22 protein-coding genes, 1 tRNA gene and 1 pseudogene are annotated in these 25,486 nt (G+C 55.5%); 13 read left to right on the top strand and 11 right to left on the bottom strand.

Annotation, left to right across the window (positions count from 1 at the left end):
* Nucleotides 1-536 precede the first annotated feature (536 nt).
* From ACQ4MY_RS14970 to ACQ4MY_RS14960, 3 genes are all read left to right on the top strand, one after another.
* A complete protein-coding gene (locus tag ACQ4MY_RS14970) occupies nt 537-1,742 on the top strand; it encodes an acetyl-CoA C-acetyltransferase (protein WP_440095675.1) in 1,206 nt (401 codons plus the stop codon).
* Between the two features lie 25 nt (nt 1,743-1,767).
* Nucleotides 1,768-3,912, top strand: a complete 2,145-nt coding sequence (locus ACQ4MY_RS14965) for a 3-hydroxyacyl-CoA dehydrogenase NAD-binding domain-containing protein (protein WP_440095674.1) — start codon at nt 1,768-1,770, stop codon at nt 3,910-3,912.
* A 91-nt stretch (nt 3,913-4,003) separates the two neighbouring features.
* Nucleotides 4,004-4,726 (top strand): amidotransferase, encoded by a 723-nt coding sequence (locus tag ACQ4MY_RS14960; protein WP_440095673.1) that lies wholly within the window; start codon nt 4,004-4,006, stop codon nt 4,724-4,726.
* A gap of 81 nt (nt 4,727-4,807) precedes the next feature.
* Here ACQ4MY_RS14960 and ACQ4MY_RS14955 read toward each other — a convergent pair whose 3' ends face one another.
* The 3 genes from ACQ4MY_RS14955 to ACQ4MY_RS14945 all read right to left on the bottom strand — a co-directional run bounded on the left by ACQ4MY_RS14955 (nt 4,808) and on the right by ACQ4MY_RS14945 (nt 7,542).
* Nucleotides 4,808-5,779, bottom strand: a complete 972-nt coding sequence (locus tag ACQ4MY_RS14955; protein ID WP_008080962.1) for a magnesium and cobalt transport protein CorA — start codon at nt 5,777-5,779, stop codon at nt 4,808-4,810.
* A gap of 134 nt (nt 5,780-5,913) precedes the next feature.
* Nucleotides 5,914-6,636, bottom strand: a complete 723-nt coding sequence (locus ACQ4MY_RS14950; protein ID WP_440095671.1) for a lysophospholipid acyltransferase family protein — start codon at nt 6,634-6,636, stop codon at nt 5,914-5,916.
* 216 nt (nt 6,637-6,852) lie between these two features.
* A complete protein-coding gene (locus ACQ4MY_RS14945) occupies nt 6,853-7,542 on the bottom strand; it encodes a crotonase/enoyl-CoA hydratase family protein (RefSeq protein WP_008080965.1) in 690 nt (229 codons plus the stop codon).
* Between the two features lie 296 nt (nt 7,543-7,838).
* On the opposite strand from ACQ4MY_RS14945, the gene ACQ4MY_RS14940 reads away from it, so the two are divergent.
* A tRNA-Ser gene (locus ACQ4MY_RS14940) sits at nt 7,839-7,928 on the top strand.
* A 412-nt stretch (nt 7,929-8,340) separates the two neighbouring features.
* Nucleotides 8,341-10,134 carry a GmrSD restriction endonuclease domain-containing protein gene (locus ACQ4MY_RS14935; RefSeq protein WP_440095670.1) on the top strand — a complete coding sequence of 598 codons (1,794 nt, stop codon included), beginning with the start codon at nt 8,341-8,343 and terminating at the stop codon, nt 10,132-10,134.
* Nucleotides 10,135-10,309: 175 nt separating this feature from the next.
* On the opposite strand, the pseudogene ACQ4MY_RS14930 reads toward ACQ4MY_RS14935, so the two are convergent.
* A pseudogene (locus tag ACQ4MY_RS14930) lies at nt 10,310-10,489 on the bottom strand (site-specific integrase); the annotation flags it as partial.
* Nucleotides 10,490-11,098: 609 nt separating this feature from the next.
* Here ACQ4MY_RS14930 and ACQ4MY_RS14925 point away from each other — a divergent pair.
* Nucleotides 11,099-11,950 (top strand): hypothetical protein, encoded by an 852-nt coding sequence (locus ACQ4MY_RS14925; protein WP_440095669.1) that lies wholly within the window; start codon nt 11,099-11,101, stop codon nt 11,948-11,950.
* A gap of 253 nt (nt 11,951-12,203) precedes the next feature.
* Here the strand turns inward: ACQ4MY_RS14925 and ACQ4MY_RS14920 are convergent, their stop codons facing one another.
* Both ACQ4MY_RS14920 and ACQ4MY_RS14915 read right to left on the bottom strand, forming a co-directional pair.
* Nucleotides 12,204-12,749 (bottom strand): GNAT family N-acetyltransferase, encoded by a 546-nt coding sequence (locus ACQ4MY_RS14920; protein WP_440095668.1) that lies wholly within the window; start codon nt 12,747-12,749, stop codon nt 12,204-12,206.
* Entirely contained in the window at nt 12,721-13,032 is a 312-nt protein-coding gene (locus ACQ4MY_RS14915; RefSeq protein ID WP_440095667.1) for a DUF1778 domain-containing protein, read from the bottom strand. Before ACQ4MY_RS14915 ends, ACQ4MY_RS14920 begins: the two co-directional genes overlap by 29 nt.
* 886 nt (nt 13,033-13,918) lie before the next feature.
* On the opposite strand from ACQ4MY_RS14915, the gene ACQ4MY_RS14910 reads away from it, so the two are divergent.
* On the top strand, nt 13,919-14,239 hold the full coding sequence (locus ACQ4MY_RS14910; RefSeq protein ID WP_008080978.1) for a YbjQ family protein: 321 nt from the start codon (nt 13,919-13,921) through the stop codon (nt 14,237-14,239).
* Nucleotides 14,240-14,296: 57 nt separating this feature from the next.
* On the opposite strand, the gene ACQ4MY_RS14905 is transcribed toward ACQ4MY_RS14910, so the two are convergent.
* Entirely contained in the window at nt 14,297-14,581 is a 285-nt protein-coding gene (locus ACQ4MY_RS14905; RefSeq protein ID WP_008080979.1) for a hypothetical protein, read from the bottom strand.
* 240 nt (nt 14,582-14,821) lie between these two features.
* Here ACQ4MY_RS14905 and ACQ4MY_RS14900 point away from each other — a divergent pair, with 240 nt between their 5' ends.
* The 4 genes from ACQ4MY_RS14900 (at nt 14,822) to ACQ4MY_RS14885 (ending at nt 16,555) form a co-directional block, all read left to right on the top strand.
* Nucleotides 14,822-15,010, top strand: coding sequence for a hypothetical protein (locus tag ACQ4MY_RS14900; protein WP_008080981.1), 189 nt, complete (start codon nt 14,822-14,824; stop codon nt 15,008-15,010).
* A gap of 326 nt (nt 15,011-15,336) precedes the next feature.
* Nucleotides 15,337-15,708, top strand: a complete 372-nt coding sequence (locus ACQ4MY_RS14895) for a glycine zipper domain-containing protein (RefSeq protein ID WP_008080982.1) — start codon at nt 15,337-15,339, stop codon at nt 15,706-15,708.
* Between the two features lie 137 nt (nt 15,709-15,845).
* Nucleotides 15,846-16,265 (top strand): YMGG-like glycine zipper-containing protein, encoded by a 420-nt coding sequence (locus ACQ4MY_RS14890; RefSeq protein WP_008080984.1) that lies wholly within the window; start codon nt 15,846-15,848, stop codon nt 16,263-16,265.
* 122 nt (nt 16,266-16,387) lie between these two features.
* A complete protein-coding gene (locus ACQ4MY_RS14885; RefSeq protein WP_163005296.1) occupies nt 16,388-16,555 on the top strand; it encodes a hypothetical protein in 168 nt (55 codons plus the stop codon).
* 77 nt (nt 16,556-16,632) lie between these two features.
* Here ACQ4MY_RS14885 and ACQ4MY_RS14880 read toward each other — a convergent pair whose 3' ends face one another.
* Nucleotides 16,633-17,028: an Imm50 family immunity protein gene (locus tag ACQ4MY_RS14880; RefSeq protein WP_440095665.1), complete on the bottom strand. Its 396-nt coding sequence runs from the start codon at nt 17,026-17,028 to the stop codon at nt 16,633-16,635.
* A gap of 2 nt (nt 17,029-17,030) precedes the next feature.
* On the bottom strand, nt 17,031-21,815 hold the full coding sequence (locus tag ACQ4MY_RS14875; protein WP_440095664.1) for an RHS repeat-associated core domain-containing protein: 4,785 nt from the start codon (nt 21,813-21,815) through the stop codon (nt 17,031-17,033).
* Nucleotides 21,816-22,060: 245 nt separating this feature from the next.
* Here ACQ4MY_RS14875 and ACQ4MY_RS14870 point away from each other — a divergent pair, with 245 nt between their 5' ends.
* The gene (locus tag ACQ4MY_RS14870; RefSeq protein WP_158830581.1) at nt 22,061-22,756 is read left to right on the top strand and encodes an HAD-IA family hydrolase; all 696 of its coding nucleotides are present in this window, start codon (nt 22,061-22,063) and stop codon (nt 22,754-22,756) included.
* Nucleotides 22,757-22,829: 73 nt separating this feature from the next.
* Here the strand turns inward: ACQ4MY_RS14870 and ACQ4MY_RS14865 are convergent, their stop codons facing one another.
* Nucleotides 22,830-23,576: a 3-oxoacyl-ACP reductase family protein gene (locus ACQ4MY_RS14865; protein ID WP_440095663.1), complete on the bottom strand. Its 747-nt coding sequence runs from the start codon at nt 23,574-23,576 to the stop codon at nt 22,830-22,832.
* 127 nt (nt 23,577-23,703) lie between these two features.
* Between ACQ4MY_RS14865 and ACQ4MY_RS14860 the strand changes: the two genes are divergently transcribed.
* Nucleotides 23,704-24,630 (top strand): LysR family transcriptional regulator, encoded by a 927-nt coding sequence (locus ACQ4MY_RS14860; protein ID WP_440095662.1) that lies wholly within the window; start codon nt 23,704-23,706, stop codon nt 24,628-24,630.
* 106 nt (nt 24,631-24,736) lie between these two features.
* Here ACQ4MY_RS14860 and ACQ4MY_RS14855 read toward each other — a convergent pair whose 3' ends face one another.
* A complete protein-coding gene (locus tag ACQ4MY_RS14855; RefSeq protein WP_008080992.1) occupies nt 24,737-25,465 on the bottom strand; it encodes an aspartate/glutamate racemase family protein in 729 nt (242 codons plus the stop codon).
* Between the last annotated feature and the right edge of the window lie 21 nt (nt 25,466-25,486).

Here is a 25,486-nt window from a genome sequence, read left to right as displayed (position 1 = left end):
GGGCCAGTCACATATTCAGTGGCGATAGATATACCTGCCGCTCGATTCAGCCGATGACCTTGGTCAGATTCGGCAAAATCAACAACAGCGTCGTGGCGAAAAGAATGAGCCCTGCTTGACGAACTTTCGGTTGTTTGAACATGGCTTGACCGCCTTTATTGTTATTTCCTGATGCCTGCCTGCATATCCATGACGGCAAGCGGTGCACTTCCTGTTGAAGGACGCCGGCCTCGGCAAAACCCGACGACTCTGACGTACAAGTACTACCTTAGGGCCCGCGTCACGCTTGGCTTAGATCCATTTCATATGGAGCTTTAAGAAATTGCGATTAAAAAGGCATGAGGCGTATTGCCAGCTTCTTTGCCGCCCGCTGGCTAGACAACTCGCCGACCTGAACCGGTTCACCCGACGCCCGATGACCGTCCGTCTGAGCGTGTGCGTCAACCGCATTGAGCGCTGTGGTCATTGAATCCACGACCGCACGGGTCAAGAGTGAAGGCACAAGCAATCACTCACCGCACAGGTTCGAGGACGTCATGACCCAAGCTTTGATTTTCGATGCGTTACGCACGCCCCGCGGCAAAGGCAAGGCAGACGGCGCCCTGCACAGCGTCAAACCGGTGAATCTGCTGGCCGGTTTGCTGACCGCTTTGCAGGAACGCACTTCGCTGGACACCAGCCAGGTCGATGACGTGGTGCTCGGTTGCGTCACGCCGATTGGTGATCAGGGTTCGGACATCGCCAAGACCGCCGTGCAAGTGGCTGATTGGGACGTCAGCGTCGCGGGCGTGCAGATCAACCGCTTCTGCGCTTCGGGGCTGGAGGCGGTGAACCTCGGCGCGATGAAAGTGCGCTCCGGTTTCGAAGACCTGGTGGTGGTCGGCGGTGTCGAGTCGATGTCGCGGGTGCCAATGGGCAGCGATGGCGGTGCCTGGGCGCTGGATCCGCAGACCAACCTGCACAGCCACTTCACCCCGCAAGGCGTTGGTGCGGACTTGATTGCCACCCTCGAAGGCTTCAGCCGTCATGACGTCGATGCCTACGCGCTGCATTCGCAGCAGAAAGCCGCACGGGCGCGGTCGGACGGCTCGTTCAACAAATCGCTGGTGCCGGTGCAGGATCAGAACGGCATCATCCTGCTCGATCATGATGAATTCATTCGCGCCGAATCGACCCTTGAAGGCTTGGGCAAGCTCAAGCCGAGTTTCGAAATGATCGGGCAGATGGGCTTCGACGCGACCGCGCTGCGGGTCTACAGCCATGTCGAGCGAATCAATCACGTGCACACGCCCGGCAACAGCTCGGGGATCGTTGACGGTGCGGCGCTGATGTTGATCGGCTCCGAGGCCAAGGGGCGGGCGCTGGGCTTGCAACCTCGGGCGCGAATCGTCGCCACGGCGGTCACCAGTACCGACCCGACCATCATGCTCACCGGCCCGGCGCCGGCCACCCGCAAGGCATTGGCCAAGGCCGGGCTGCGCGTCGAAGACATCGACCTGTTCGAGGTCAACGAGGCGTTTGCCTCGGTGGTGTTGAAGTTCATCAAGGACATGGCCGTCGACCCGGCCAAGGTCAATGTCAACGGCGGCTCCATCGCCATGGGCCACCCGTTGGGCGCCACCGGTTGCGCGATCCTCGGCACCCTGCTCGATGAACTGGAAGCGCGGCGCCTGCGCTATGGCCTGGCGACGCTGTGCGTCGGCGGCGGCATGGGCATTGCAACCATCATCGAACGCCTCTGAGCCCCGAAATTCAAGGAACCTTGTTATGAGCGAAGCCATTCGTTACGAAAAAGCTCAGGACGGCATTGTCGTGCTGACCATCGACATGCCGGGCCAGAGCGCCAACACCATGAACGCCGTGTACCGCGAGGCCATGGCCGCGTGCGTCGCCCGACTGCTGGCGGAAAAAGACAGCCTTGCCGGCGTGATCATTACCTCGGCGAAGAAAACCTTCTTTGCCGGCGGCGATCTCAATGAGCTGATCAAAGTCGGCAAGCCCGAAGCCAAAGCTTTCTACGACATGGTGCTGACCCTCAAAGGGCAACTGCGCACCCTGGAAACCCTCGGCAAACCGGTGGTCGCGGCGATTAACGGCGCGGCGTTGGGTGGAGGATGGGAAATCTGTCTCGCCTGCCATCACCGCGTGGCGCTGGACGATGCGTCGGTGCAGCTCGGTCTGCCGGAAGTGACACTCGGCCTGCTGCCGGGCGGCGGCGGGGTGGTGCGCATGGTGCGCATGCTCGGGATCGAGAAGGCGCTGCCGTACCTGCTGGAAGGCAAGAAAGTGCGGCCGCAACAGGCCTTGCAGGCCGGTTTGATTGATGAGCTGGCGGCGGATCGCGACGAGTTGCTGGCCAAGTCGCGCGCGTGGATCGTCGCCAATCCGACGGCGGTGCAGCGTTGGGATGTGAAGGGTTATCAGATTCCCGGCGGTACGCCGTCGAACCCGAAAGTTGCGCAAATGCTGGCGATTGCACCGTCGATTCTGCGCAGTAAAACCCAAGGGACAATGCCGGCACCGGAGAAAATTCTCTGCGCGGCGGTGGAAGGCGCGCAAGTGGATTTCGACACTGCGCACCTGATTGAAACCCGTTATTTCACCGAGCTGACCACTGGGCAGATTTCAAAAAACCTGATCGGCACGTTCTGGTTTCAGCTCAACGAAATCAATGCCGGTGGTTCGCGGCCTCAGGGTTTTGCGCCTTATAAAACACAGAAGGTTGGCGTGCTCGGTGCCGGGATGATGGGCGCCGGGATTGCGTTTGTCAGTGCTTCGGCGGGGATCGAGGTGGTGCTCAAGGACATCAACCTCGCGGCTGCCGAGAAAGGCAAAGCGCACTCGGCGGCATTGCTGGACAAAAAAGTCACCCGTGGCCAGATGAATGCTGCGCAGCGTGATCAAGTGCTGGCGCGGATCACACCGTCCGAAAGCGATGCCGATCTGGCCGGGTGCGATCTGATCATCGAAGCGGTGTTCGAGGATCGTGAGCTCAAGGCCAAGGTGTCTCTGGCCGCGCAGCAGGTGGTCGGCGCAGATGCGGTCATTGCTTCCAATACATCGACCTTGCCGATCACCGGACTGGCGAGCGCCGTGCCGGATCAAAGCAAATTCATCGGCCTGCATTTCTTCAGTCCGGTAGAAAAAATGCCGCTGGTGGAAATCATCAAAGGCGCGCAAACCAGCGACGAAACCCTCGCGCGCGGTTTTGATTTCGTCCTGCAAATCAAGAAAACCCCGATCGTGGTCAACGACAGTCGCGGTTTCTTCACCTCGCGGGTTTTCGGCACCTTCACCAACGAAGGCATCGCCATGCTCGGTGAAGGCGTCAGCGCACCAATGATCGAGACCGAAGCACGCAAGGCCGGGATGCCGGTCGGGCCTCTGGCGATCTCCGACGAAGTTTCCCTCAGCCTGATGAGTCATATCCGCAAGCAAACGGCCAAAGACCTACAGGCAGAAGGGAAACCGCTGATTGAGCACCCGGCCTTCGCCGTGATTGACTTGCTGCTCAACGAATACAAACGTCCGGGCAAGGCTGCTGGCGGTGGTTTTTATGGATATCCGGCGGGTGGCCAGAAGTATTTGTGGCCGGAACTGAAAACGCGTTTCGAGAAGGCCGACGGGCAGATCTCGCCGAAGGACGTACGTGATCGGCTGTTGTTCGTGCAAGCCATCGAAACCGTGCGTTGCGTGGAGGAGGGCGTGCTGACCTCGACGGCGGACGCCAATATTGGCTCGATCTTCGGCATCGGCTTCGCAGAATGGACCGGCGGTGCGTTGCAGTTCATCAATCAATACGGCGTGAAGGACTTCGTCGCCCGCGCGCAGTACCTGGCCGAGCAATATGGCGAGCGTTTCGCCCCGCCAGCGCTGCTGCTGGACAAAGCGGCAAAGGGTGAAATGTTCTAACGGGAGGCGCACTCCGGGGCTTGCCTTGTCAGGGCGTTTCAAGGCAGGCTCTGGGGTGTTCATTATTCCCATCACGTGTCAGGTATTTTTTATGTCGCTACGCATCTGCATTCTGGAAACCGACATCCTGCGTCCGGAACTGGTCGATCAATATCAGGGTTATGGGCAGATGTTCCAGCGCCTGTTCTCGCAGCAACCGATTGCCGCCGAGTTCACCGTCTACAACGTGATGCAGGGCGAATACCCGAGCGACGACCTGACCTTTGACGCGTACCTGGTCACCGGCAGCAAGGCCGACTCGTTCGGTACCGAGCCGTGGATTCAAACACTCAGGGAATACCTGCTGAACCGTTACGAGCGTGGCGACAAACTGCTTGGCGTGTGCTTCGGCCATCAATTGCTCGCATTGCTGCTCGGTGGCAAGAGTGAGCGGGCGACGCAAGGCTGGGGCGTCGGCACCCACAACTACAAACTGGCGGCGAAGGCGCCGTGGATGAGCCCGGTGCGTGAGGAGCTGACGCTGTTGATCAGCCACCAGGATCAGGTTACTGCACTGCCGGAAAACGCCACGGTGATTGCTTCCAGCGATTTCTGCCCGTTTGCCGCGTACCACATCAATGATCAGGTGCTGTGCTTCCAGGGCCATCCGGAGTTCATTCACGATTACTCGCGGGCGCTGCTCGATTTGCGTCAGGAAGCACTGGGTTCGCAGATCTACAGCAAGGGTGTGGCCAGTCTTGAACAGGAACACCATGGCGCGACGGTTGCGGAATGGATGATGCGGTTTGTGGCGCACAAGCCTGAGGTCGCTTAATAGCAGATCAAAAGATCGCAGCCTTCGGCAGCTCCTACACTGAAATCCCGTAGGGGCTGCCGAAGGCTGCGATCTTTTGATTTACAACCACCCAGACTTCTTGAAACTCGCCCACAAACTCACACATCCCACCGTAATAAACCCCAGCACACCGAAATAGCCGTAATGCCAGCTCAGCTCCGGCATGTTCTGGAAGTTCATCCCGTAAATCCCCGCCACCGCCGTGGGAAACGCCAGAATCGCCGCCCAGGCAGCAAACTTGCGCTGCACCACGCTCTGCCGAGACGCTTCCAGTAACACACCGATCTCGATGGTCTGGCTGGCAATGTCGGCCAGAGTGCTCAGGTCTTCCATTTGCCGCGTCACGTGAATCTGCACATCGCGGAAGTACGGGCGCATGTTCTTGTCGATAAACGGAAAGCTGAGCTTCTGCAATTCCTCGCCAATCTCGACCATCGGTGCTGCGTAACGACGCAGGCGCACGACATCGCGGCGCAAGCCATGCAGCTTCTGAATATCGCGCTCGTTCAAAGCGCTGCACAGCACGTTGCGCTCCAGCTCATCAATCTCGGCATGAATCGCTTCGCCCACCGGCTGATAGTTCTCGATGACGAAATCGAGCAACGCATAGAGGACGAAGTCTTCTCCGTGCTCCAGCAACAGCGGCCGCGCCTCACAGCGTTGACGGACATGGGCGTAGGACGCCGAGTGACCGTTGCGTGCGGTGATGATGTAGCCCTTGCCCGCGAAGATGTGCGTCTCGATGAACTGCAGAACGCCGTTCTCACGGATGGGCGAGTAGGTGACAATAAACAAAGCGTCGCCAAAGGTTTCCAGCTTTGGTCGGCTGTGTTTCTCCAGGGCGTCTTCGATGGCCAATTCGTGCAGGTTGAACTGACGTTGCAGATTGAACAGTTCCTGAGCGTCCGGCTCTTCCAGACCGATCCAGACAAAGTGACCGGTTTTCGCGGCCCAAGCAGCACCTTCATCGAGGGTAATATTGGTGACTTTCTTACCCGCGCTGTACACCGCAGCAGCAACAACTCGACCCATGGTGGTGATTCACTTCTTTTTGGCAAATGGCAGGGAATGCAAGGCTTCAGCTTAGCCGTGTCGCTGCTTCAGAGTCAGTGAAATCTGCACAGTTCACCGGGCAAAAGAAAACCCGCACAGGGCGGGTTTCGTTTTCAGGCGGCTTGTAGCTGCCGATCCATCGATTCGATGCACTCGCGCATCTGCTCACGGCACTGATCGATCAGCATGGGCATGTCATCCATGGTCAATCCGGCTGTAGGAATCGCCGGCAGCGAGCGTATGAGAATTTTCCCGCTGCGCCAGCGATTCAGGCGCATGTGTTTGATGTAACTGCTGACGCACACCGGCACGATCGGCACACCCGCGGCAATCGCCATCTGGAACGCGCCTTTCTTGAATGGCAGCAAGTCTTCGCCAAGGTTACGCGTACCTTCCGGGAACACCCAAATCGAGGTGTCTTCATTCTGCAGGGTATTGGTAGTGGTCAGCATCGACTGTCGCGCCTTGTGCGCATTGCCACGGTCGATCAACACATTGCCGGCCAGCCAGAACAACTGCCCGAACAGCGGTACCCACTTCAGGCTCTTCTTACCGATGCACACGGTGCGACGAGGTACGACGTTGCCGAACACGAACAGATCGTAGTTGGATTGGTGGTTGGCGATGATCACGCAACTGTCGGGCTTGTTCATCAAACCGCTGACATCGGACTTGACCCGCAGGCGCAAAATGCACATCGCCGGGACCGCGTAGAGGCGGGCGCACAGTCGGCTGTTGTCCGGATTGAAAGGGCGGCATATCCCGAGGATCACCCCAAGGATGCCCGCCAGAATAAAGTGCAGGCCCATCAATAACATACGAAACACGAACAGCATTTTCAGGCCCCACCGGGACAAAAGGTGGCGCAGTGTACGGATGTGCACTGTTTTCGGCAATTGCCGCTATAGAGTCCGGAGATAGGCGATGTTTAAGCGCATGTTTCAGAGTTGCTTGTCAGACCCGTCCTAGAGCCGCTACGGCGTTTTCAACCGAGCGTGTAAGAAAAAGCCCGACACGAGGGTCGGGCTTTTCTTCAATGCTTGAGCCTGGGCTTAACCCAGATGCTCCTGATCCTGGACGATGGCGTTATCGAGGGTTTCCAGCAGCGCCTTGCGCACCTTCAGCTTGGTATTTTTGTGCGCGAGCATGTTGATCTTCTTCAGCTGGCGCGCGGCAGCAAGGGCGGCACCTTGCAGTTCCTCGGCGGACACCACCTTGTCGAGGAACCCGGCATCCACAGCACTTTTCGGATCAAACATCTCGCCATTGATCACTGAGCGGTGAAACGCCGAACGACGTAGGCGATCACGCGCCAGCTCGATCCCGGCGTGGTGCATGGTCATGCCGATCTGCACTTCATTCAGGCCGATGCTGAACGGGCCATCGACGCCGATGCGGTAATCCGCCGACAACAGAATGAAAGCACCTTTGGCCACGGCGTGACCCGGGCAAGCAACAATCACCGGGAACGGGTGAGAGAGCAGGCGACGGGCCAGCGTCGACCCCGCAGTCACCAGCGCCACCGCTTCTTTAGGGCCGGCTGTCATCACCTTCAGATCATAGCCGCCCGAGAGAATGCCTGGCTGACCGGTAATGATCACGATGGCACGATCAGTCACCGCTTGGTCCAGCGCCGCATTAAAGGCCGCAATCACGTCCGGGGAAATGGCATTGACCTTGCCGTTGCTCAAGGTCAGGGTCGCGATACCGTCTTCGAGGTGGTAGGAAATCAACTCACTCATGACGCTATTCCTTGTAAGAAAGATGGGCAGACGTTACCCACCGCCGCAGGTCAGGTAAAGCGCCGTGACTGACCCGCCAGTCACCGATTCGCGGCTGATCCGGCGTAGCTCGCCATTTTGCTTCTATATAGAAGGGGCACAGTCACCGGAGATTGGCCGGTTTGCCATGGGCCGTCAGCAGCGCAAACGGCTTTTTCTCTTAAGCGCATGAAAATTCTGCAAAAAAAGTTTGCCATCGGAAAAGCTTTCGACTACATTAGCGCGCCTCGACAGACAGAACATGTTTGAAGAGATACGGTGAAGTGTCCGAGTGGCTTAAGGAGCACGCCTGGAAAGTGTGTATACAGGAAACTGTATCGAGAGTTCGAATCTCTCCTTCACCGCCACATTCAGTAAACACAAACCCCTGATTTTCCTAGAGAAAGTCGGGGGTTTGTGGTTTTTGGCGTCTGAAAAAAGGCCATATGGGACTGAGATGGGACTGGAAGTCGTTTATGTTGATTCATTTGCTTGACCTAGCTGCCCTCAATGTCTCGATCTAGTTTACGTTCGTGCATGATGGTGTTGAATGCAGCGCTTCTTCATTTTGGCCACGTTCGATTTATCGGTAGAAATCACCGTTCGGGTGGTGATAATGACCAGATTGTGATGGCTCCTTGAATTTGGCTGGGTACGCGCTGACGTGTTTAATATGTCATTTGCGTACGGTTGGGGATGTAGGTAATAGACCATGCTCCTACTGCTTTGCTTGATAAAGTAGTGAGCTTCGAAAGGAAGCTAAATTTACTGGAGGTTGATATGGCTTCACCACAGCAAGAGCTAATTGTCAGGGGCGAGCAGGTAGAGCGTATTTACATAAATTATGTAGATAGAAAGTACGTTGTGAATAGACGCTATCAGCGGAAGCTGATCTGGACCATTGAAGAAAAGCAAAACTTTATTGACTCTATAATTAGTGGATTTCCTGTACCTATTATCTTGCTCGCGGACCCTCAAGATAATCCAGCGGGTCAGTTAGAAATTATTGATGGCATGCAGCGAATGGACGCAATTACGTCATTTATTAGTAATGACTTTGCTGTCGATGAAACTTATTTTGATTTGAATACGTTCGCTACAACTAAGGATATGCTGGATCGGGGTGTCTTGGTGCAGCGCACTCCATTGATGGCGCGGGAGAAATGCCTCTCGATAGCTGCTTACCCGGTTCCGCTTTCTATTTACGAGTTTGCTGATGGCGAATCAGTTGATGAAGTGTTTAGGCGAATTAACTCTGGTGGCCGTCAACTGTCTCGTCAAGAACTAAGAGTGGCAGGTGCTACAAACGCTTTCGCTGATTGCGTGCGCGTAGTGTCTTCAAGAATTCGCGGTGATACTTCTAACGGTGTTACGCTTTTCTTGAATGAAATGAAAAAAATCAGCATTACTAATCGAGATCTATCATACGGGATCAATGCAGATAATGTGTTTTGGGTGTATCACGGGATCTTAACGAAAGATCATCTTCGGCAGAGTCGAGATGAAGAGCTTGTGGCCGACGTGATTGCCTATATGGTATCCGATGGGCCAGTAGCATCCAGGACTGAGTTGTTCGATGATTATTATGGTGCAAGAGTACCCCTCGAAGGTGGGAGTCTTGATAGATTCCGATCCATGGATCAGGCGATTCGACGTCGAAACCCTGATTTAGTAGACCTTGATTATCAGCGTACTCATGATGCCCTTGTTTTAATGTTGGTTCAGGCAGGGGTATCTTTCTACCAGCTATTATTCCCTGCTAGCGGAGTAGGCAATCCTATACCTCGATATTTTCAAGCTGTATTCTTGGCTATGCATGACTTGATAGTCAAAAAGGGCATGGTTGTAGCGGATAGGGCCGGCGCGATCGCTGCTTTGACCAACAAAGGCAAGCATATTGTAATTCAAGAAGGTGGTCGATGGGGCGCAGAGAATAGGGCTGCAGCGGTTAATACTGTTGTTGGTATTATTCAGCAATATTTCGAAATTGATTTGAATCCGGATCCTGCGAAAGTTCACTGGGTGACTAAGCTGCAGAATTTACTTACGAACTCTAAGACTGAGCAAGCTGCATTTGACTTTAAGCAAGGCTTTTTGGAGCTTTCTGATAATCCTAAGTTTGATGACGGGTCGTTTGACAAGATTTTGGAGACCTGTGCTGCAATTGCAAATATTCAGAAAGGACATAAGGGATATGTGGTCGTAGGTGTTGCTGATAATGCTCAAACTGCTTTACGTGTAAGTAAGCTCTTTGGGGTTGATCCACTTTTGTTTGGGGAATTTCATGTTACAGGCGTCGAGCATGAAGCTAAATTCCTAGGTAAGGATTTGGATCAGTTGTTTCAGATGATAACTGATCGCATAAATCGTTCTGAGCTTTCTGAGCCGTTGAAATCTTATGTTGGCACACATATGAAATGTGTAAGCTACTTTGATAAGACGGTTTTTGTCCTTGAGGTAGAAGGGCAGCAACAGCCATCGCTGTACAAAAAGACATACTTCTCCAGGCGTGGCACGCAAGTCATTGAATTGGGGCACGAAGACTTTCCAGCCTTGTTCTCAAGGTTCCGGTAGTCTATAGAGTCTTCAGGAGTGCGCCCTTTTAGAGGGCGCGTTTTTTTTTGCCGGGCGTTTCTCCTTACGGCAATTCTTTCTGCTGAAACTTTAAAAGGAAGATGGCGCGGATAATTCGCTATACAGCACTCGTATTTACTTGCAGTAGCATCATTCGATATATCTTCAGCGCCAACTACAACATCCCGACAACATCTGGCCCATCCTCATTTATCCACATTCCGTAATGCTGGCGGATCATGTTGCCGTTGGTGTGACCCATCTGTTCCGCAATCCAGTCGATCGACGCCTCGCCGGTGGTCAGCAACTGACTGGCATAAGTATGCCGGCACTGCCCAGGCCCCCGATAACGCACCAACTGGTTCCGACTTCAGAAATGGAAACCAGTTCATACTTCGGTAGTAGTAACGCTCGGTTGAGTGATCGGGAGATGTTGCCAATGTTCTGGATCAATAATGGGATTCAGTATGGTGCATTCTTGATTTTTGGATATTCTAAATTTGATAAGTGATTTTATTTAGAGGTTTTTGGGCCGTATTGTATTTCATGGTTTTGGGTAAAATTCGACATTGTGCCTGCTAACATTCTTGGCTCCATTTCTAACAAAGGTGGAGCTTGTTCGGGTGCTGGGAGAAGATGCCGCTAGCTTCCGCTCTCTTGCACCTTGCGCGCATCGCCGTTATCGGCATTGCACTCAGCGACATTGAGTGCATCGCTGGCTGCAAAAATGCGCAGTCTCGGTGGTGCTAGAAAGGACGGGCCGCGCGCACGCTGTCAGCGTGAGCAGCGGACATTAATCCCTAATAAATATTGCTGAAACTCCTTGAAAATGTCAAACGGCCATCATAATCTGTAGTTACGTGAGCCGGTCATCTTTTGGTATAGCAGATTCTAATCTGAAGGTATATGAGGTTTTTACGGTTAATCAATTTGACGACGGTGAAGGCTGTTGTAAGAGGCAGGAATGGAAGTAAAAGAGCTTCTTGTTGTTTTCGAAAAAATGTATCTGCAAGAAAATGAAATCAAGGAGAAAATCACTATCAGGGTGCAGATAGTATTTACTTTGATACTTGCAGTGATAACGGTTTCTAGCTATATGCTACGCATGCTTGATCTGGATCGTTATGTTTTTGTTGGTGCTACAATAATTGCGTCGTTAGTTATTTTTTTTGCTAGTTTGGGAGTCTCGTTAAATTACGCTATTAGGGCGTTTTGGGGTAATACTTTCAAACAAATGCCACCGGCTCTTGAGGTGAAAGGTTATTGCAGTGCGTTGGTAAGCTATAATGAAGAGGTTGAAAAGGCAATACAGGAGGGTGATGGTGATGGGGGTAGTGTCCAAGCGGTTGATGTAAGGTCTGAAGTGGATACCTATTTAAGCAATGCTTATGAGGAGTGTGCGACCCATAATTCTGAAGTTAATCAAGAGCGCTCCAGGAAGGTGCACGAAGCGTTTAAATTGTTGTTGTGTTCTTTCGTGCCTTTGGGTGTTGCTGGCGTTTTGTTTGTTGGCTTTGATATGGATGTCTCATCACCTCGGAAAAATTATCAGGTAATAGACAAATATGTAGGTGATCAGATAGGCAAGGTGGAGCGCGGTATTGCCATTATTGCCGATCATGCAGAAAAATCAAAGGGGGTTAAAATGAGTGACAAAGACAAAAGTAATACAGATTCCGCGAAACAGCCTACAAGTACTCCTGCGCCTATAAAGACCAGTGGTCCTACTAAGCCTGATGCCCCACGAGTGCGAATCGTGCTAGAAGATGATAGAAGTCAATCTTTCGAGGTGAACGATGAGTGGCGACAAAAGTGATAAAATAGCGGTAATCAGAGATAAGCCTAACCCTCCTAAATTGCCAAAGCCGCCGCCTGTGCGATATGTAAAAGACGAGAAGCCAAGGCCTAAGCGTTAAAAATAAAAGGCTGTACGGGTCTATCGGTCTGAGAGGCCCGTACAGAGTATATTTTGTGGCTTCGCTATCAATGGAGTTCTGGCTGGCAGAGTTACATTGATAGCGACATAGGCAAGCCTGCTGTTACAAGTACAGGCGAATCAGTCATTGATGCTAAGAAGCTGCAATAGCCTTCAGGATCACTTTGATTCCGATCAACATTGGCGTGCTTTGATTAGTATCTGGCTCGTCAATGATTTTAAATCCAAGCTCCTCATAAAATGAGACGGCATTGGGTGCTGCATCCAGGTAGACACCCTTGATCGGGACTTCTTTATGGACCCGTGCCGCTTGCTTGAACGCTTCCATCAGGAGTGTTTGGCCTATGCCCCAACCCTGATATTTTATGTCTACACCCAGCATCACCAGCCGTACCACAGGGATGCGCGAAGGCAGGTTGGTGTCGTCGATACCGTTTTGAGCCAACTTCTTATCGATATCAGACACGGTCAGCGTACAGAACGCTACGATTTCCAGTGTTGGGGCGATGGCACCAATTGCACTGATGTTCTCGCTTTTAAGAGCGCGTTTGAAACTGCCCTTGTAATACGAATCGATCACATCAACTCCGCAACTAAAAGTCTTGGAGAATTTGTATTTGTCAAAATTGACCAGCAGGTTGCGGTCAATTTCACATTTTGGCGTCTCTTCTGTTCTCATGTTGTCCCCTCATTAGTCTAAGCAGCGCATCAGATGGCGCGGCGGTTTCATCCTCCAGGAGGATTTTTTGTATACGCGAAAAGGCTCTTTCTGAGGCCTCTATTTTTTTATGGCTTTCTATAATTGCTTTTGCTTTTTCAAAGGCGGATGCAATGATGAAAGACGTCATATCTAGCCCTTGAAGCGATGCCGCTCTTTTTATTAGATCTTTTGCAAAGTCTGTGGTTTTGATTTCAAGTCGTGCGGTTTTTGTCAGCTTCTGTGTTTTGTTTAAAGTTGTCATGTTTAATACCTACTAAATGGTGATGCCTATTCCCTTTCAAAATTTTTGTCATCTTCGTTTTCTTACTCTCTTAGGCCATCTAAACGTCATGGTCGCTCCTCTCGTTCTAGGGTTTCTAATTCTCGTGTCTAAAATTTATATTATTTTTCTACCAGCCGTACGGATGCTAGCCGTACGTACGGGGATAGTCAATCCCCGTACGGATGATGTCCGTACGTATAACGAATCAGTCGGCTCTGATTAACCCCCGTCCAACCCACTCCGCCACCTGCGTAACAACGGCATTTCCGGCACCGAAAGCCTCTGCAAGGTTGGCCGCATCCAGTCCGAGGCAAAACCCATCATCTTCAGCCGCTCGCTGCCGCTCGCTCCCGCTCAGCCATCTGATCCCATCCGTTCGTGTGAGCGACGAGAGTGGTACAACCCATAGCGATCTGGGATCCGGCTTTGCTGGCCAATAGAGTATTGGCAGCCCAGGCATCCGCGGGGCGTGGCCACTGCTGCGATTGAGACGCTGGAGGTATTGCGTCCACTGGCGCGGCGTCAGCCAGGAACCCAAAACAATCCGCTGCGTTCGCCGCGCAGTCCCCGGGTGTCTCGATTACTTTCTCGGGCGCCGGCGATGCTGATGTCCTGGCAGGGAATCCTGCGGTGAGGATGTCGACGGAGCAGAGGTTGTGAGCGCCGCAGTGGCGCACGTCTTCAAATTCCTGTGCATGGGATTCGAATCTCTCCTTCACCGCCACATTTAGTACACAAAACCCCTGATTTCGAAAGAAGTCAGGGGTTTTGTGGTTTCTGGTGTCTGGAATTTATCAGGCGGCGGATTGGAGTTGCGTTGAGCATTACAATCAGCGCTTTTATTCATCAGTAAAAGGACGACACCATGATCATTTCAACGACTCAATCCATTGAGGGTCGCCAGATCACCGCCTACCTGGACATTGTCAGTGCGGAATCGGTGCAGGGCGTCAATGTGATCCGCGACATGTTCGCCGGTATGCGCGACTTTTTCGGTGGACGTTCGCAGACGCTGGAGCGGGCGTTGAAGGAGGCTCGTGTGCAGGCGACGGAAGAACTTCGCGAGCGGGCGCGCGCTTTGCAGGCGGATGCGGTGGTCGGGGTGGATTTCGAGATCAGCATGCCCGGCGGCAAGGGCGGGATGGTTGTGGTGTTTGCGACGGGGACGGCGGTGAAGTTGCGCTGATGGGGTGTCAGGCCTGTGAGCCCATTCAAAAGTCGAATGGGCTCTTTAGGTTGGCGATCAGCCCTGTGGCTTGAGGATCACCAGACCTTTATCGTCATAGGTCAGCGGCGTGTCGATAGCGACCAGCGGAGGCGTATCGGAGGGTTGGCTCGGTTGCACCGGCTGGCTCGGATGGTAAATGACGCCAGGCTGCAGAACTGGCGTATCCGGCCCCGGATTTTTGATGGTGATTTCGCCGGAAGCGATCTTGTCCTTGAGTTTTTCCGCACCAGCCTTGCCGGCTGCGATTTGTTCGTCCGTGAGCTTTACGACGGGCAGATTCGGGAATCCGTTGATTTGCATGTTCTCTCCTTGAGATTCATTTGTATGAAAAAGGGCAACGGCCTGTCTCCGCAATTCTTTAGTGATGTGGGACCAATGGTTTATTCGCCCGTCTATTTTTTGTAGGCCATTCGTCGGGCATCAGACGATCTGAATAACAAGTCCAGGAATGACCGGCTAGTCTCAAAAGCCTTGGAGGTCGATATTTTTTCAGGCAAAAGGGTTTTTGCCGGTGTCGACTGATGGCGAAGGGGCGAAGGTATGACTGATCCGTATATCGAAGACGATGGCGCTGAATTTTCCTTCAACAACTGCGTACGGTGCGGCCAGACCGAGTACCAGGCAGGTTTTGGCGAGGACCCGGTGCAGACCGGCAAGATCAAATCCACGGCGCCCAAGGGGCCGAAAGCCAAATTTCTTCCGAAGGTCGCAACTCGTGCCCGAAAATAATTGCGCAATGAACGACCCCGTCAAATGAGCGGGGTTTTTTGTCCCTGATGAATGGAGGGGAACAATCCCTGCAGACGACGAAATGGTTCGGAAGGTTTTCACAAACTTTTCACGTTGATCGAAGTAGGGTGAAGCCATCCGTTAGAAAGCAAGTCTCCAGCCCGTCTCCCCAGCGGGCTTTTTTTTGCCTGTCATAAAACCTTTTCCAGAATCGCTGTCCAATCGGCGCCACGTGCGCGCAGGTCTCTGAATTCGTCTGGACTTTTGCGCCCCGAGAGCATTAAATCCCGGCCCTTTTTGTCATCCCAATTTTTGAGGTTTTCTTCATGCGTTTAACTCTGCCTGCTCTGGTTCTGGGCCTTCTGGTTGCTCAAGGTGCAATGGCTGCCGGTGACGGCACCGCTGCGCTGGGCGGCGGCCTGGGTGGCGCGCTGGGTAATGTGCTCGGTCAGAAAATGGGCGGTAGCACCGGTGCCGCAGTGGGTGCCGGCGTTGCAGGCGCGGCGGGCAGTGCACTGACGGCTCGCAAGGGCAGCCGCACCAAAGCAGCCATCGGCGGTGGTGTCGGGGCAGCCGGTGGTTCGGTAATCGGCAACAGCTTGGGCGGCCGGACTGGCGCCACCATCGGTGCAGGACTGGGCGGTGCAGCGGGCGGTGCGGTCGGCAGCAATCTGGCCAAAGGTCACAAGCGTCACTGAGACTGATCGTCGTCAAGAAAAAGCCCGGCTCAATGCCGGGCTTTTTCGTTGCTGAACGTTTTTCCCACAAGCGTCTCCAATCTCACATAGGCCCTTGCTTGGGCGGACTGTCCCGATTCGGGAACTGTGAGGTTCATATGCGATTGTCATTATCTGCACTGTTTTTCGGATTGCTGGTGACGCAAGGCGCGATGGCTGCCGGGGATGGTTCGGCAGCCGTCGGCGGCGGGCTCGGTGGCGTACTGGGTAACGTGGTTGGCGGCCAACTTGGCGGCAGCACAGGTGCGGCGGTCGGTGCAGGTGTAGGCGGCGCGGCCGGCGGTGCGGTCGGGGCGAATAAACGCAATCGCACCGAAGCCGCGATTGGCGGTGGCCTCGGCGCTGCGGGTGGCTCAGTAATCGGTAATAGCCTCGGCGGATCAACGGGTTCGGCGGTCGGTGCAGGATTAGGTGGCGCGGCTGGTGGTGCGGTCGGCAACAACCTGGGGGACGACGGCGGATCCCACTCCGGCGGCGGCCACAAACACAAGAATAAACACAAGAACCGTCATCATTGATCAGCGGTTCAACAGAAACCCGGCCTCGTGCCGGGTTTTTCGTTTTTGCAGGTAGGACTCAGGAACGATTGGCTGCAGGGCTTTTCGAACGTCATACACTTCCCCGAAAAAAGAGGTTTGCCATGACTCCCGAAACCGAAGGCAAGGAAGAAAAAGGCCCGAGCGGGCTGCCGTTTATCAATGATCCCGGGAACGAGGATCCGGGTTCGTTGATGGATGATGCGACGGTGCCGCTGAATGATTCGGATGAGGCGGATATGGAGTATGAAGAGGATGAGGATGAGCAATAACCGATTGTTAGTGGTTTCCTGACAGTTTGAAAAGGCGAGTCTTCAGGGCCTGTTTCAGGCCCTCGAGAAAATCTTTGCTAGAGAGGTGTCGCAGTTAAGTAGACGCTAGGCTCCCGTAATCTTAATGATGATGCAGTGAAGTTTATTTCTGAAGCGCTTGATGTAGCCAAGATTGAATATCTTTCATCTGTTTTATTAATGCTTAATTTCAGAATTTCTTTCGCCGGGATGTTGGTGGCTTTCAGGCATTTAATATCGCTAAAAGTTATTCCGATACGGCAAGCGTTGTATTGTGTGGATTGCCATTTGATCGGAGGCTTGTCTGGAAGCTCCTTGATGTCGAATGCTAGTGTCAGTGTTGAAAGGTTGTTGTCGATGTTTAAGGCGAAAAGTTTTATCTCGTCGATCTCAATTGTTTCACTAAATATTATGTTGAAAAATTTACTTCCTTCCATTTCATTCCAGTATTTCATGGTCACCTTCTGAAGGGGTAATGTTCATTTGTATTATCAATCTTGCCATTTCGTGGATCGTCAGCTGGTCGGACATTTATGTGGGGCGCTTGATCGCCTTTATTATTTCTGTCTCCAAATTTGTGTCCTGCGGAGTGATCTTGCAGGATTAGCTTGAAACCATCCTCACGGGTGTATCCATATACTCTGGTTATAATAGGTATTCCGCTACTGTTTAGTATATTTTTCCCGTTTTTATCGGTCATGTTGACGTAGGAATACTGACTTGGCTTGCCACTAACATCATCAATTTGTGTGTCCGGCTGCTGTCCCTTTGGAATTCCAGCATCAACTTTTGCTTGCCTGAAAGCGCCTCGCCTAGAAACCTCCGGAAGTTCAACTCCATCAGGATTCGGACACCCAAGCGATTTTCGCCCCTTGGGAGGACAATTGGAACTCAACCCCAACGGATCCACCCACCCCGTCGGATTCGGCGTGTACTGATACTGATTAATCCCACCCGCCAGCTTCACCGGATCCGGCGTCAGATACCGCCCCAACCTCGGGTCGTAGTACCGGTGCCGGTTGTAATGCAGCCCACTTTCCCCATCGAAATACTGCCCCTGAAACCGCAACGGTTGATCGAGATAGTCTTCGGCCGCCAGGGTCAGCGCCGCGACCTTGCCGTACGCGTCGTACTGCGCCGACCAAACGATTTCCCCGCTGTAATCGGTCAGCTCCAGCGGCGTACCGAGGTGATCGAGTTGGTAATAAAACGGGCAGGCCTTTTTCGGGCCTTTGCCGTCGAGCATGGCCAGCGGGCGGAAGGTGCCGGGTTCGTAGACGTAGCTGCGGTATTCGTTGGGGCTGCTTTCGGCGACGAGGTGGTCGCCTTGCCAGAAGAACTCGGTGGTGACGCCGTCGACGGTTTTGCGGATGCGGCGGCCGAAGGCATCGTATTGGTAGGACGCGGTTTTGCCGTCCGGGCGGGTCAGGCCGATCAGGCGGTGCTGGCAGTCGTAGCGGTATTCGGTGACCAGTTTGTGCGCGCTGCCGCGGCGTTCGCGGATCAGGTTGCCGAAGGCGTCGTAGTCGTAGTGGCGGTCGCCCTGCATCAGCAGGCGGTTGCCTTTAATCCGGCTCGGGCCGGTGCCGTCCTGTGTCAGCAGGTTGCCGGCCGGGTCGTGGGCGAAGCTTTCCGGCAGTTCGTCGCGCGAATGGCGGACGCGGATCAGGCGGTCGAGGGCGTCGTAACCGTAGGTGCGCTGGCCATGGCGGGTGTCGGCGATGTGTTCAAGGTTGCCGTTGGCGCTGTAGGCATAGTCGCGCCGATACAGTGACTGGTGTTCATGGCCTACGGTATGGGCCAGCAATCGGCCCTGATCGTCGTAGGAATATTCGCTGAGCAACAGGCCTTGCTGACGCTGCTGTTCGCGTCCGGACTGGAAGGTGTGCGTGGTCAGTTGCGCGCCGTTGAGGTCGATACCGCTCAGCGCGCCGCCCTTGGTGTAGCGGTAGTCGAGCTTGCTGTTGTCCGGCAGGCGCAGTTGTTTGAGCTGACCGCAGGCGTCATAGGCATACCGAAACGTGCCCCAGCCTTGGTGCTCGGTAATCAGCCGATCCTGACGGTCGTACTCGAAAGCCAGCGGGTGGTTCTGGCCGTCATCGACGCCGATCAAACGGCCGAGGCGGTCGTATTGGTAGCTGACCCTGATCCCGTCGGGCAGGGTTTTGACCAGAAGACGCCCGGCAGCATCGCGTTTATAGGCGGTGACTAACTGTGAGCCGTCGTCGCCAAACTCGGTCTTCTCCAGCAGGTGCCCGTTGAGGTCATAGGCATACGCGGTACGTTGGCCGTCAAAGCCGGTTTCCTGTCGGATCAATCCGGTTGGCGTGTAGTCCAGCAGGTATCGCTCGCCGGACTCGTTTTCGATCTCGGTGAGCAATAGTTGCGCATGGTCGTAGCGGTACTGCACCCGCGTGCCGTCGGGGTTGATCCGCCGCGAAACCAGGTGCAGCTCATCGTCGTATTCATAACGGGTGATGCGCCCGAGTTCATCACGCTCGGCAGTAACCTGGCCGTAGGCGCCGTAGCTGTAGGCGCGAGTCGCGCCTGTGGGAAATGTCGTCTGCGCCAGTCGGCCAACGGCGTCCCACTGCTGACGGGTCACCGCACCGTGTTCGTCAACAACAGTCGTCCGCCGTCCCTGCGCATCGTAGGAAAAGCGTCGTACGCCACCCTCAGGCAACGTTTCCTCGGTCAGTTGGCCAAGGTCATTCCAGACCCAGCGATGCCGGCTGCTGTCCGGGTAACGGATTGACAGCAGCTGCCCGCGAATATCGTAGTAGTAATGGGTGACCTGTCCGTCGGGATCGACGGCTTCGGTGACATCACCTTCGGCATTGCGCCGGTAGATCCAGGTTGCGTCGCCCCGGCTGCGTTTGTGCAGGAAACCGTTGCGATATTCGTAGGACGTTGGCGCGTCATCCGGCGGAATCAGTGCAATCAGCCGTCCGATTTCGTCGTAGTGATATTCGGTTATGGCCCCCAGCGCGTCCTGCTCAGCGACCAGACGCCCGCAATCGTCGTAGGCCTTGAGATATTCGCCACCGTTGGCCTCGACCTTGCGCACCAGTCGTGCACGGTCGTCGTGGACGTAAACCTCTTCGGTGCCGTCGACGTAATGCACTGTGACGCTGCCATCGTCATCCCAGACGTACCGCGTATTCATCTGCGAAAACGATGCCCAGTGGCGCACGCAACGGGCGGCCTTGCCGGCGCGTTCCCATTCCCAGAAGAAACTCGCGCCGCCGCTCAGTTGCCGCTGCAGGATCACGTGGGCGTCGTCGTAGTCGTAGCGCTCGCTGTCACCGACGGCGTTGGTCGCGGCTAACAGGCGTTGGCGGGCGTCGTAGCAGTAGCGGGCGAGGGTTTGTTCAGTGGCCCATTCAGACGCGTGGAAAACCTGGTAATCGACCGCGATCAATTGCGCCCGGTCATAGCGCAATCGCAGCGCCCGGCCAGCGCCATTGTCGAGACGATCAATACGATCCTGACGGTCCCGACTGATGCACAGTCGATTGCCATACGCATCACTGATCGCCGTCAGTCGCCCCGCGCGGAAGTGGTAAAAGCGCGGCACATCCCCGGCCAGTGCAAGGATCAGTTCCTGCGGTTCATCGCCAAGAAAGATCGCCGCCCGCGACAGACTGTTGTGAATCGCCTGCCGCTCGACGTCTGGTAACGGGAACCGAGTTCGGCGGTTCTCGTGGTCGATCCAGACCACACAATCGCCTTCGAACAGCAGGCGGTGCGCCAGCGAATGACTCCAGCCAAATCCCAGGCCGACATCGACCTCGACAGCGCTGGTGCGATACACCCGGGTGAACTCGAACGGCAGTCGCCCATCGAGCACACCATCGGTCAGGGTCAACAGTTCTTCGCCGGTGACCATCGACACCGGGCAGCCATTGGTGCAGGTCAGCGGTACGCAATCGGCGTTGTCGCCGTTAGGGTTTTTCGCCTGATCCGGTACATCGTCGTGTGGCTCATGGCGTTGCAGGGCCGCCATGTTGCGAGTCTTGTCGCGTGTAATGGGCGCCGGATTTGGCACCGTCAACACCAAAGAATCGGCTTGACGAATGTTCAGAGGAATGGCGGGCGTCGGATTCAGCACAACGTCGCGTGCATTGATCATCAGCGGTTTCAGCACGCTGGCATGTTTGTCCAGCGGCGGTGCAGTGCTCAGTTCCGCCAGTCGCAACGCTGAAGCCGCCAGCCACTCCCGTGCTCGCGGCGACTTGATCTTCGCCAGTACTTTGCTGCTCAGGCGTATTTGCACGCCGACACCGCCAGACAGCCGCATCAGCAGAAAAGCGATCAGCAGTTCGACGCGAACTTCAGCCACCACTTCAGCCACATACTGCGGCGGCAGCATTTTCAGCCAGCTGGTGAATGCCGCGAGATGAATGAACAGCAGCGGCTCATCGCTGAGGATCAACAAGCCGTCGGCAATGGACGCGCTGGACGCTTGCAGCAACGCTTCAAGCTCGGCTTCGCTGAGGTAATCGAGGAGCTTTTCGCTGTTGGCCTGCAAGCCGGCGAGGAGGGCGAACACCTGCTTGATGTCATCCCAGACGCCGTGCAGGGCACTCTCGAATCCGCGCCAGTCGGCCCGCTGTAATTGGCCGTAACGGTCAGCGAATCCGGCGCTGGAAAACTCTTTCCACAGGGGTTGGAACCCGCTCCACTCAGTCCGCAGCCAGCCTTCGAGACCGGCGAGGATGGCCTCATAGGAGGCGAACAGAGCACTGACGTGAGCGGCTGAAACATCGGGAAAGAAGGTGATGCGATAACGCTGGCCCCGATCGCAGTCGGTCACTTGCAGAATGCCGCTCGGGCCAATGGTGTGATGCAGCGGTGCGCCAAAGGTGAGAACCCCGTTGACGTCACTCAGCAGCGGTTCAAGTGTTAGCGGGGTATCGCCGATCGGCACAAACCGTGCGGCTTCGAACATGTGCACCAGCGTCAACGGCCCGCTGGCCGGGCACATCACCACCGATGAACTGATCGGCTTGGAGGATTTCAGCGGTGCACTGAGCTGGACGTCGTTGCCGACCTTGAACACCTGCTCGATATCCAGCGCCGTCCCGGTCCAGAACGCTTCGGCCCAGGCCTCGTAATCGTTCAGGCACAGACGGAACTCCTCGATCAGGGTCTCGAAATCCGGGTGTTCGGGATTCAGTGCGGCAACTACCAGCAGGCCAATGCTGTTGTTGAGGGCCAGTAGCCGATCGGTTTCGAGCATTCGCAGTTCTCGCGCACATCAAAAAGGTGCGAGGACTTTGCGGGGGATCAACGCGGAAAGAAGTCGGCCAAGTAGGTGATGCCTGTAGGACGTTTCGCTAAATGTTCGCGAGTAGTTCATCGCCGCCAGAGACATTGACCGTTGCTCTATGTCGGTCACGCTCGTTATGCTGCTGAACCCTTTAATCAGATCCGAGCAGCGACCTGCTTCAGGCGCCTGGGATGTTTTTGATAACGGATCCGATGATGAATGCACCGCTGAAGGCGTTCGGCCCGATCAAGGCCGTGATTTTCGATATGGACGGTTTGCTGCTGGACACCGAGGGCATTTACACCGAAGTCACCTCGCTGATTGCCGGGCGCTATGGGCGCACCTTCGACTGGAGCATCAAGCAGAACATCATTGGCCGTGGGGCAAACGATCTGGCGAATTATGTGGTGCAGGCCCTCGATCTGCCGATTACCGCCGAAGAGTTTCTGCTGATCCGCGAGCCGCTGATGCGTGAGCGTTTTCCCACCGCACAAGCGATGCCCGGCGCCGAGGAGCTGATCCGTCACCTCAAGGCGCACAACATCCCGATTGCCGTAGGCACCAGTTCATCGCGCCAATCGTTCGGCCAGAAAACCACGTTGCACCGCGACTGGTTTGCGTTGTTCGATTTCATTGTCACGGCTGACGATCCGGAAGTCGGCGCAGCCAAGCCGGCACCGGACATTTTCCTCACCGCTGCCCGGCGTCTGGGCGTGGCGCCTGAGGATTGCCTGGTGTTCGAAGATTCGCCGTTTGGCGTGACTGCTGCGAAAGCCGCCGGTATGACCGCCATCGCCATTCCCGACGCCGCCATGGCCGATGAAAAATACGCACACGCCGACGGGATTCTTCGTACGCTGAAAGCGTTCACCCCGAGTGCCTGTGGTTTGCCGGCGCTGGATTGGGCTTAAACCAGCGAGACAAAAAAACGCCGCCCCTCTGTCAAGGAGGGGCGGCGTTTTTCGTTCAGGCAATCTGGAACAATCAGGCGCCGAAACCACCGTCGATGGTCAGGCTGGCACCGGTGATGTATCCGGCTTCCGGGCCTGCCAGGTAGGCGACGAAACTGGCAATTTCTTCGGCTTTACCGTAACGGCCGACGGCCATCAGCGGGATCAGGCTTTCGGCGAAGTCACCGTGTGCCGGGTTCATGTCGGTATCAACCGGCCCCGGCTGCACGTTGTTGACGGTGATGCCGCGAGGGCCGAGGTCGCGGGCCAGGCCTTTGGTCAGGCCGACCAGCGCCGATTTGCTCATTGCATACACTCCGCCGCCGGCAAAGGGCATGCGGTCGGCGTTGGTGCTGCCGATGTTGATGATGCGTGCGCCTTCGCCCATGTGTTTAGCGGCTTCCTGGGAAGCGATGAATACGCTGCGAATGTTGATCGCCACGGTCTGGTCGAATTCTTCGAGTTTGAAGTCTTCCAGTGGGGCAACGGCCAGTACACCAGCGTTGTTGACCAGAATGTCGACGCGGCCAAAAGCTTCGACGGTAGCGTTGACGGCGTGGCGGATAGCAGCGGCATCGGCGCTGTCGGCCTTGATCGCCAGGGCTTGGCCGCCGTTGGCGGTGATGCTGTTCTGCAACTCTTCGGCTTTAGCGGTGGAGCTGACGTAGGTGAAGGCTACGGCAGCGCCTTCAGCGGCCAGGCGTTTGACGATGGCAGCGCCGATACCGCGGGAACCGCCTTGAATCAGAGCGACTTTACCGCTGAGGTGTTGAGTGGTCATGTTCGATCTCCAGAGTGTTCAAGGCGGGAATGCCTTGGTATTGGTGGCGAGTATCGGCGTGGTATCGACAACTGTGTAGACCATGATTGCTATAGTCTGTGTAAACCAGAAGTTTATAGTGGCGATCATGGAAACTTTCAGCAGCATCGAATGCTTCGTGCGCAGTGCCGAAGTCGGCAGCTTTGCCGAGGCCGCGCGACGTTTGAGTCTGACCCCGGCGGCCGTCGGCAAGAGTGTGGCGAAACTTGAGGTGCGGCTCGGCGTACGGCTGTTCCAGCGTAGTACACGCAGCTTGACGCTGACCGAGGCCGGGCAGCTTTTCCTCGATCAGGTCAGTGGCAGTTTGACGACGATTCAAAATGCCGTGGCCAATCTGTCCAGTGTCGAAGGGCTGCCGGCCGGGACGCTGAAAGTCAGCATGGGCGCCGCGTTTGGTTGCCTGCACATCGTGCCGATGCTCGGTGAGTTTCTGCGGCGATACCCTGCAATCAACCCGGACTGGCATTTCGATAATCGCCAGGTCGATCTGATCGGGCAGGGCTTCGACGCGGCCATCGGTGGCGGCTTCGAACTGCCGCAAGGGGTGATTGCACGCAAGCTGAGCCCGGCGCATCGGATATTGGTGACGTCTGCGGATTACTTGCAGGCCAACCCTCGGATCCTCGAACCGGACGACCTCAGCCATCACGACGGAATTTTGATCCGCTCGCCGCAAACCGGGCGTGTGCGTTCCTGGCAGTTGACCGGGCGCAATCCGCAGAATTGCCGGCCATTGGTGCTCAAGACGCGAATGACCATGAGCGATTCCGAAGCCGCGTGCAGGACGGCGGCGCAGGGCTTGGGGATTGCCTTGGTGAGCATGCCGTTTGCGGTGGGGTACCTGGAGGCGGGGACGTTACAGCGGGTGTTGCCGGATTGGTTCGTCGATGATGGCAATATTTCGATTTACTACGCCGAGCATAAATTGTTGCCGGGCAAGACGCGGGCGTTTGTGGATTTTCTGATTGAGCAGTTTGCGGAGCGGGGGTTGGCGCGGCGGTTCAGTGCGATTTGAGCAAGGCATCAGACCGAGGTGTGGCCATCGCGAGCAGGCTCACTCCTACATTGGAATGCGTCCCCTTTGTAGGAGTGAGCCTGCTCGCGATCAACGATAACGCGGTCTACCGGGCAAACCGCCCCGGCCAGCCAATAATGTTCTTCGGCCGCGGCGTCGCATAAGTCCGCACCTTGGACGTCGACAAGCGCAAGCGCACCAGCGATTCGGCAATCGTCACCGCCGCCGTCACGCCATCCACCACTGGCACACCCGTGCGTCGACGAATTTGCTCATCCAGCCCGGCCATGCCGCCGCAACCCAGGCAAATCACCTCGGCTTTATCCTGCGTCACCGCCAGTTCAGCCTGATGAACGATCGCTTCCAGCGCACGCTGCGGCTCGTGTTCCAATTCCAGCACCGCCAAGCCACTGGCCCGCACCGATGCGCAACGATCCCACAGGCCAGACAATTTCAACCGATCCTCAATCAGCGGCACGGTGCGATCCAGCGTGGTCACCACCGAATAGGCGTGGCCCAGAAACATCGCGGTACTCGCCGCCGCATCAGTGATGTCCACCACCGGCACGTTGAGCAATTCCTGCAAGCCTTCCCGGCCATGCTCGCCATAACCGGCCTGAATCACTGCGTCGAACGGCTGATCGTAGGACATCACCCGATCCATCACGGCGATGGCGGCCAAATAGCTTTCGAAGTTACCTTCAATCGAATCGGCACCGAAATACGGCGTCAGGCCAATGATTTCGGTACCGGGTGACGCAACAGCCTGCGCCGAGCGCGCGATGGCCTCGGTGATGGATTCGGTGGTGTTGACGTTGACCACGAGAATACGCATGGGGAAATCCTTATAGCGGGC

Origin of the sequence: Pseudomonas sp. SM4, from assembly GCF_051913165.1 — a bacterium.
GTDB lineage: Bacteria > Pseudomonadota > Gammaproteobacteria > Pseudomonadales > Pseudomonadaceae > Aquipseudomonas.
This window is presented reverse-complemented; position numbering and strand designations above follow the sequence as displayed.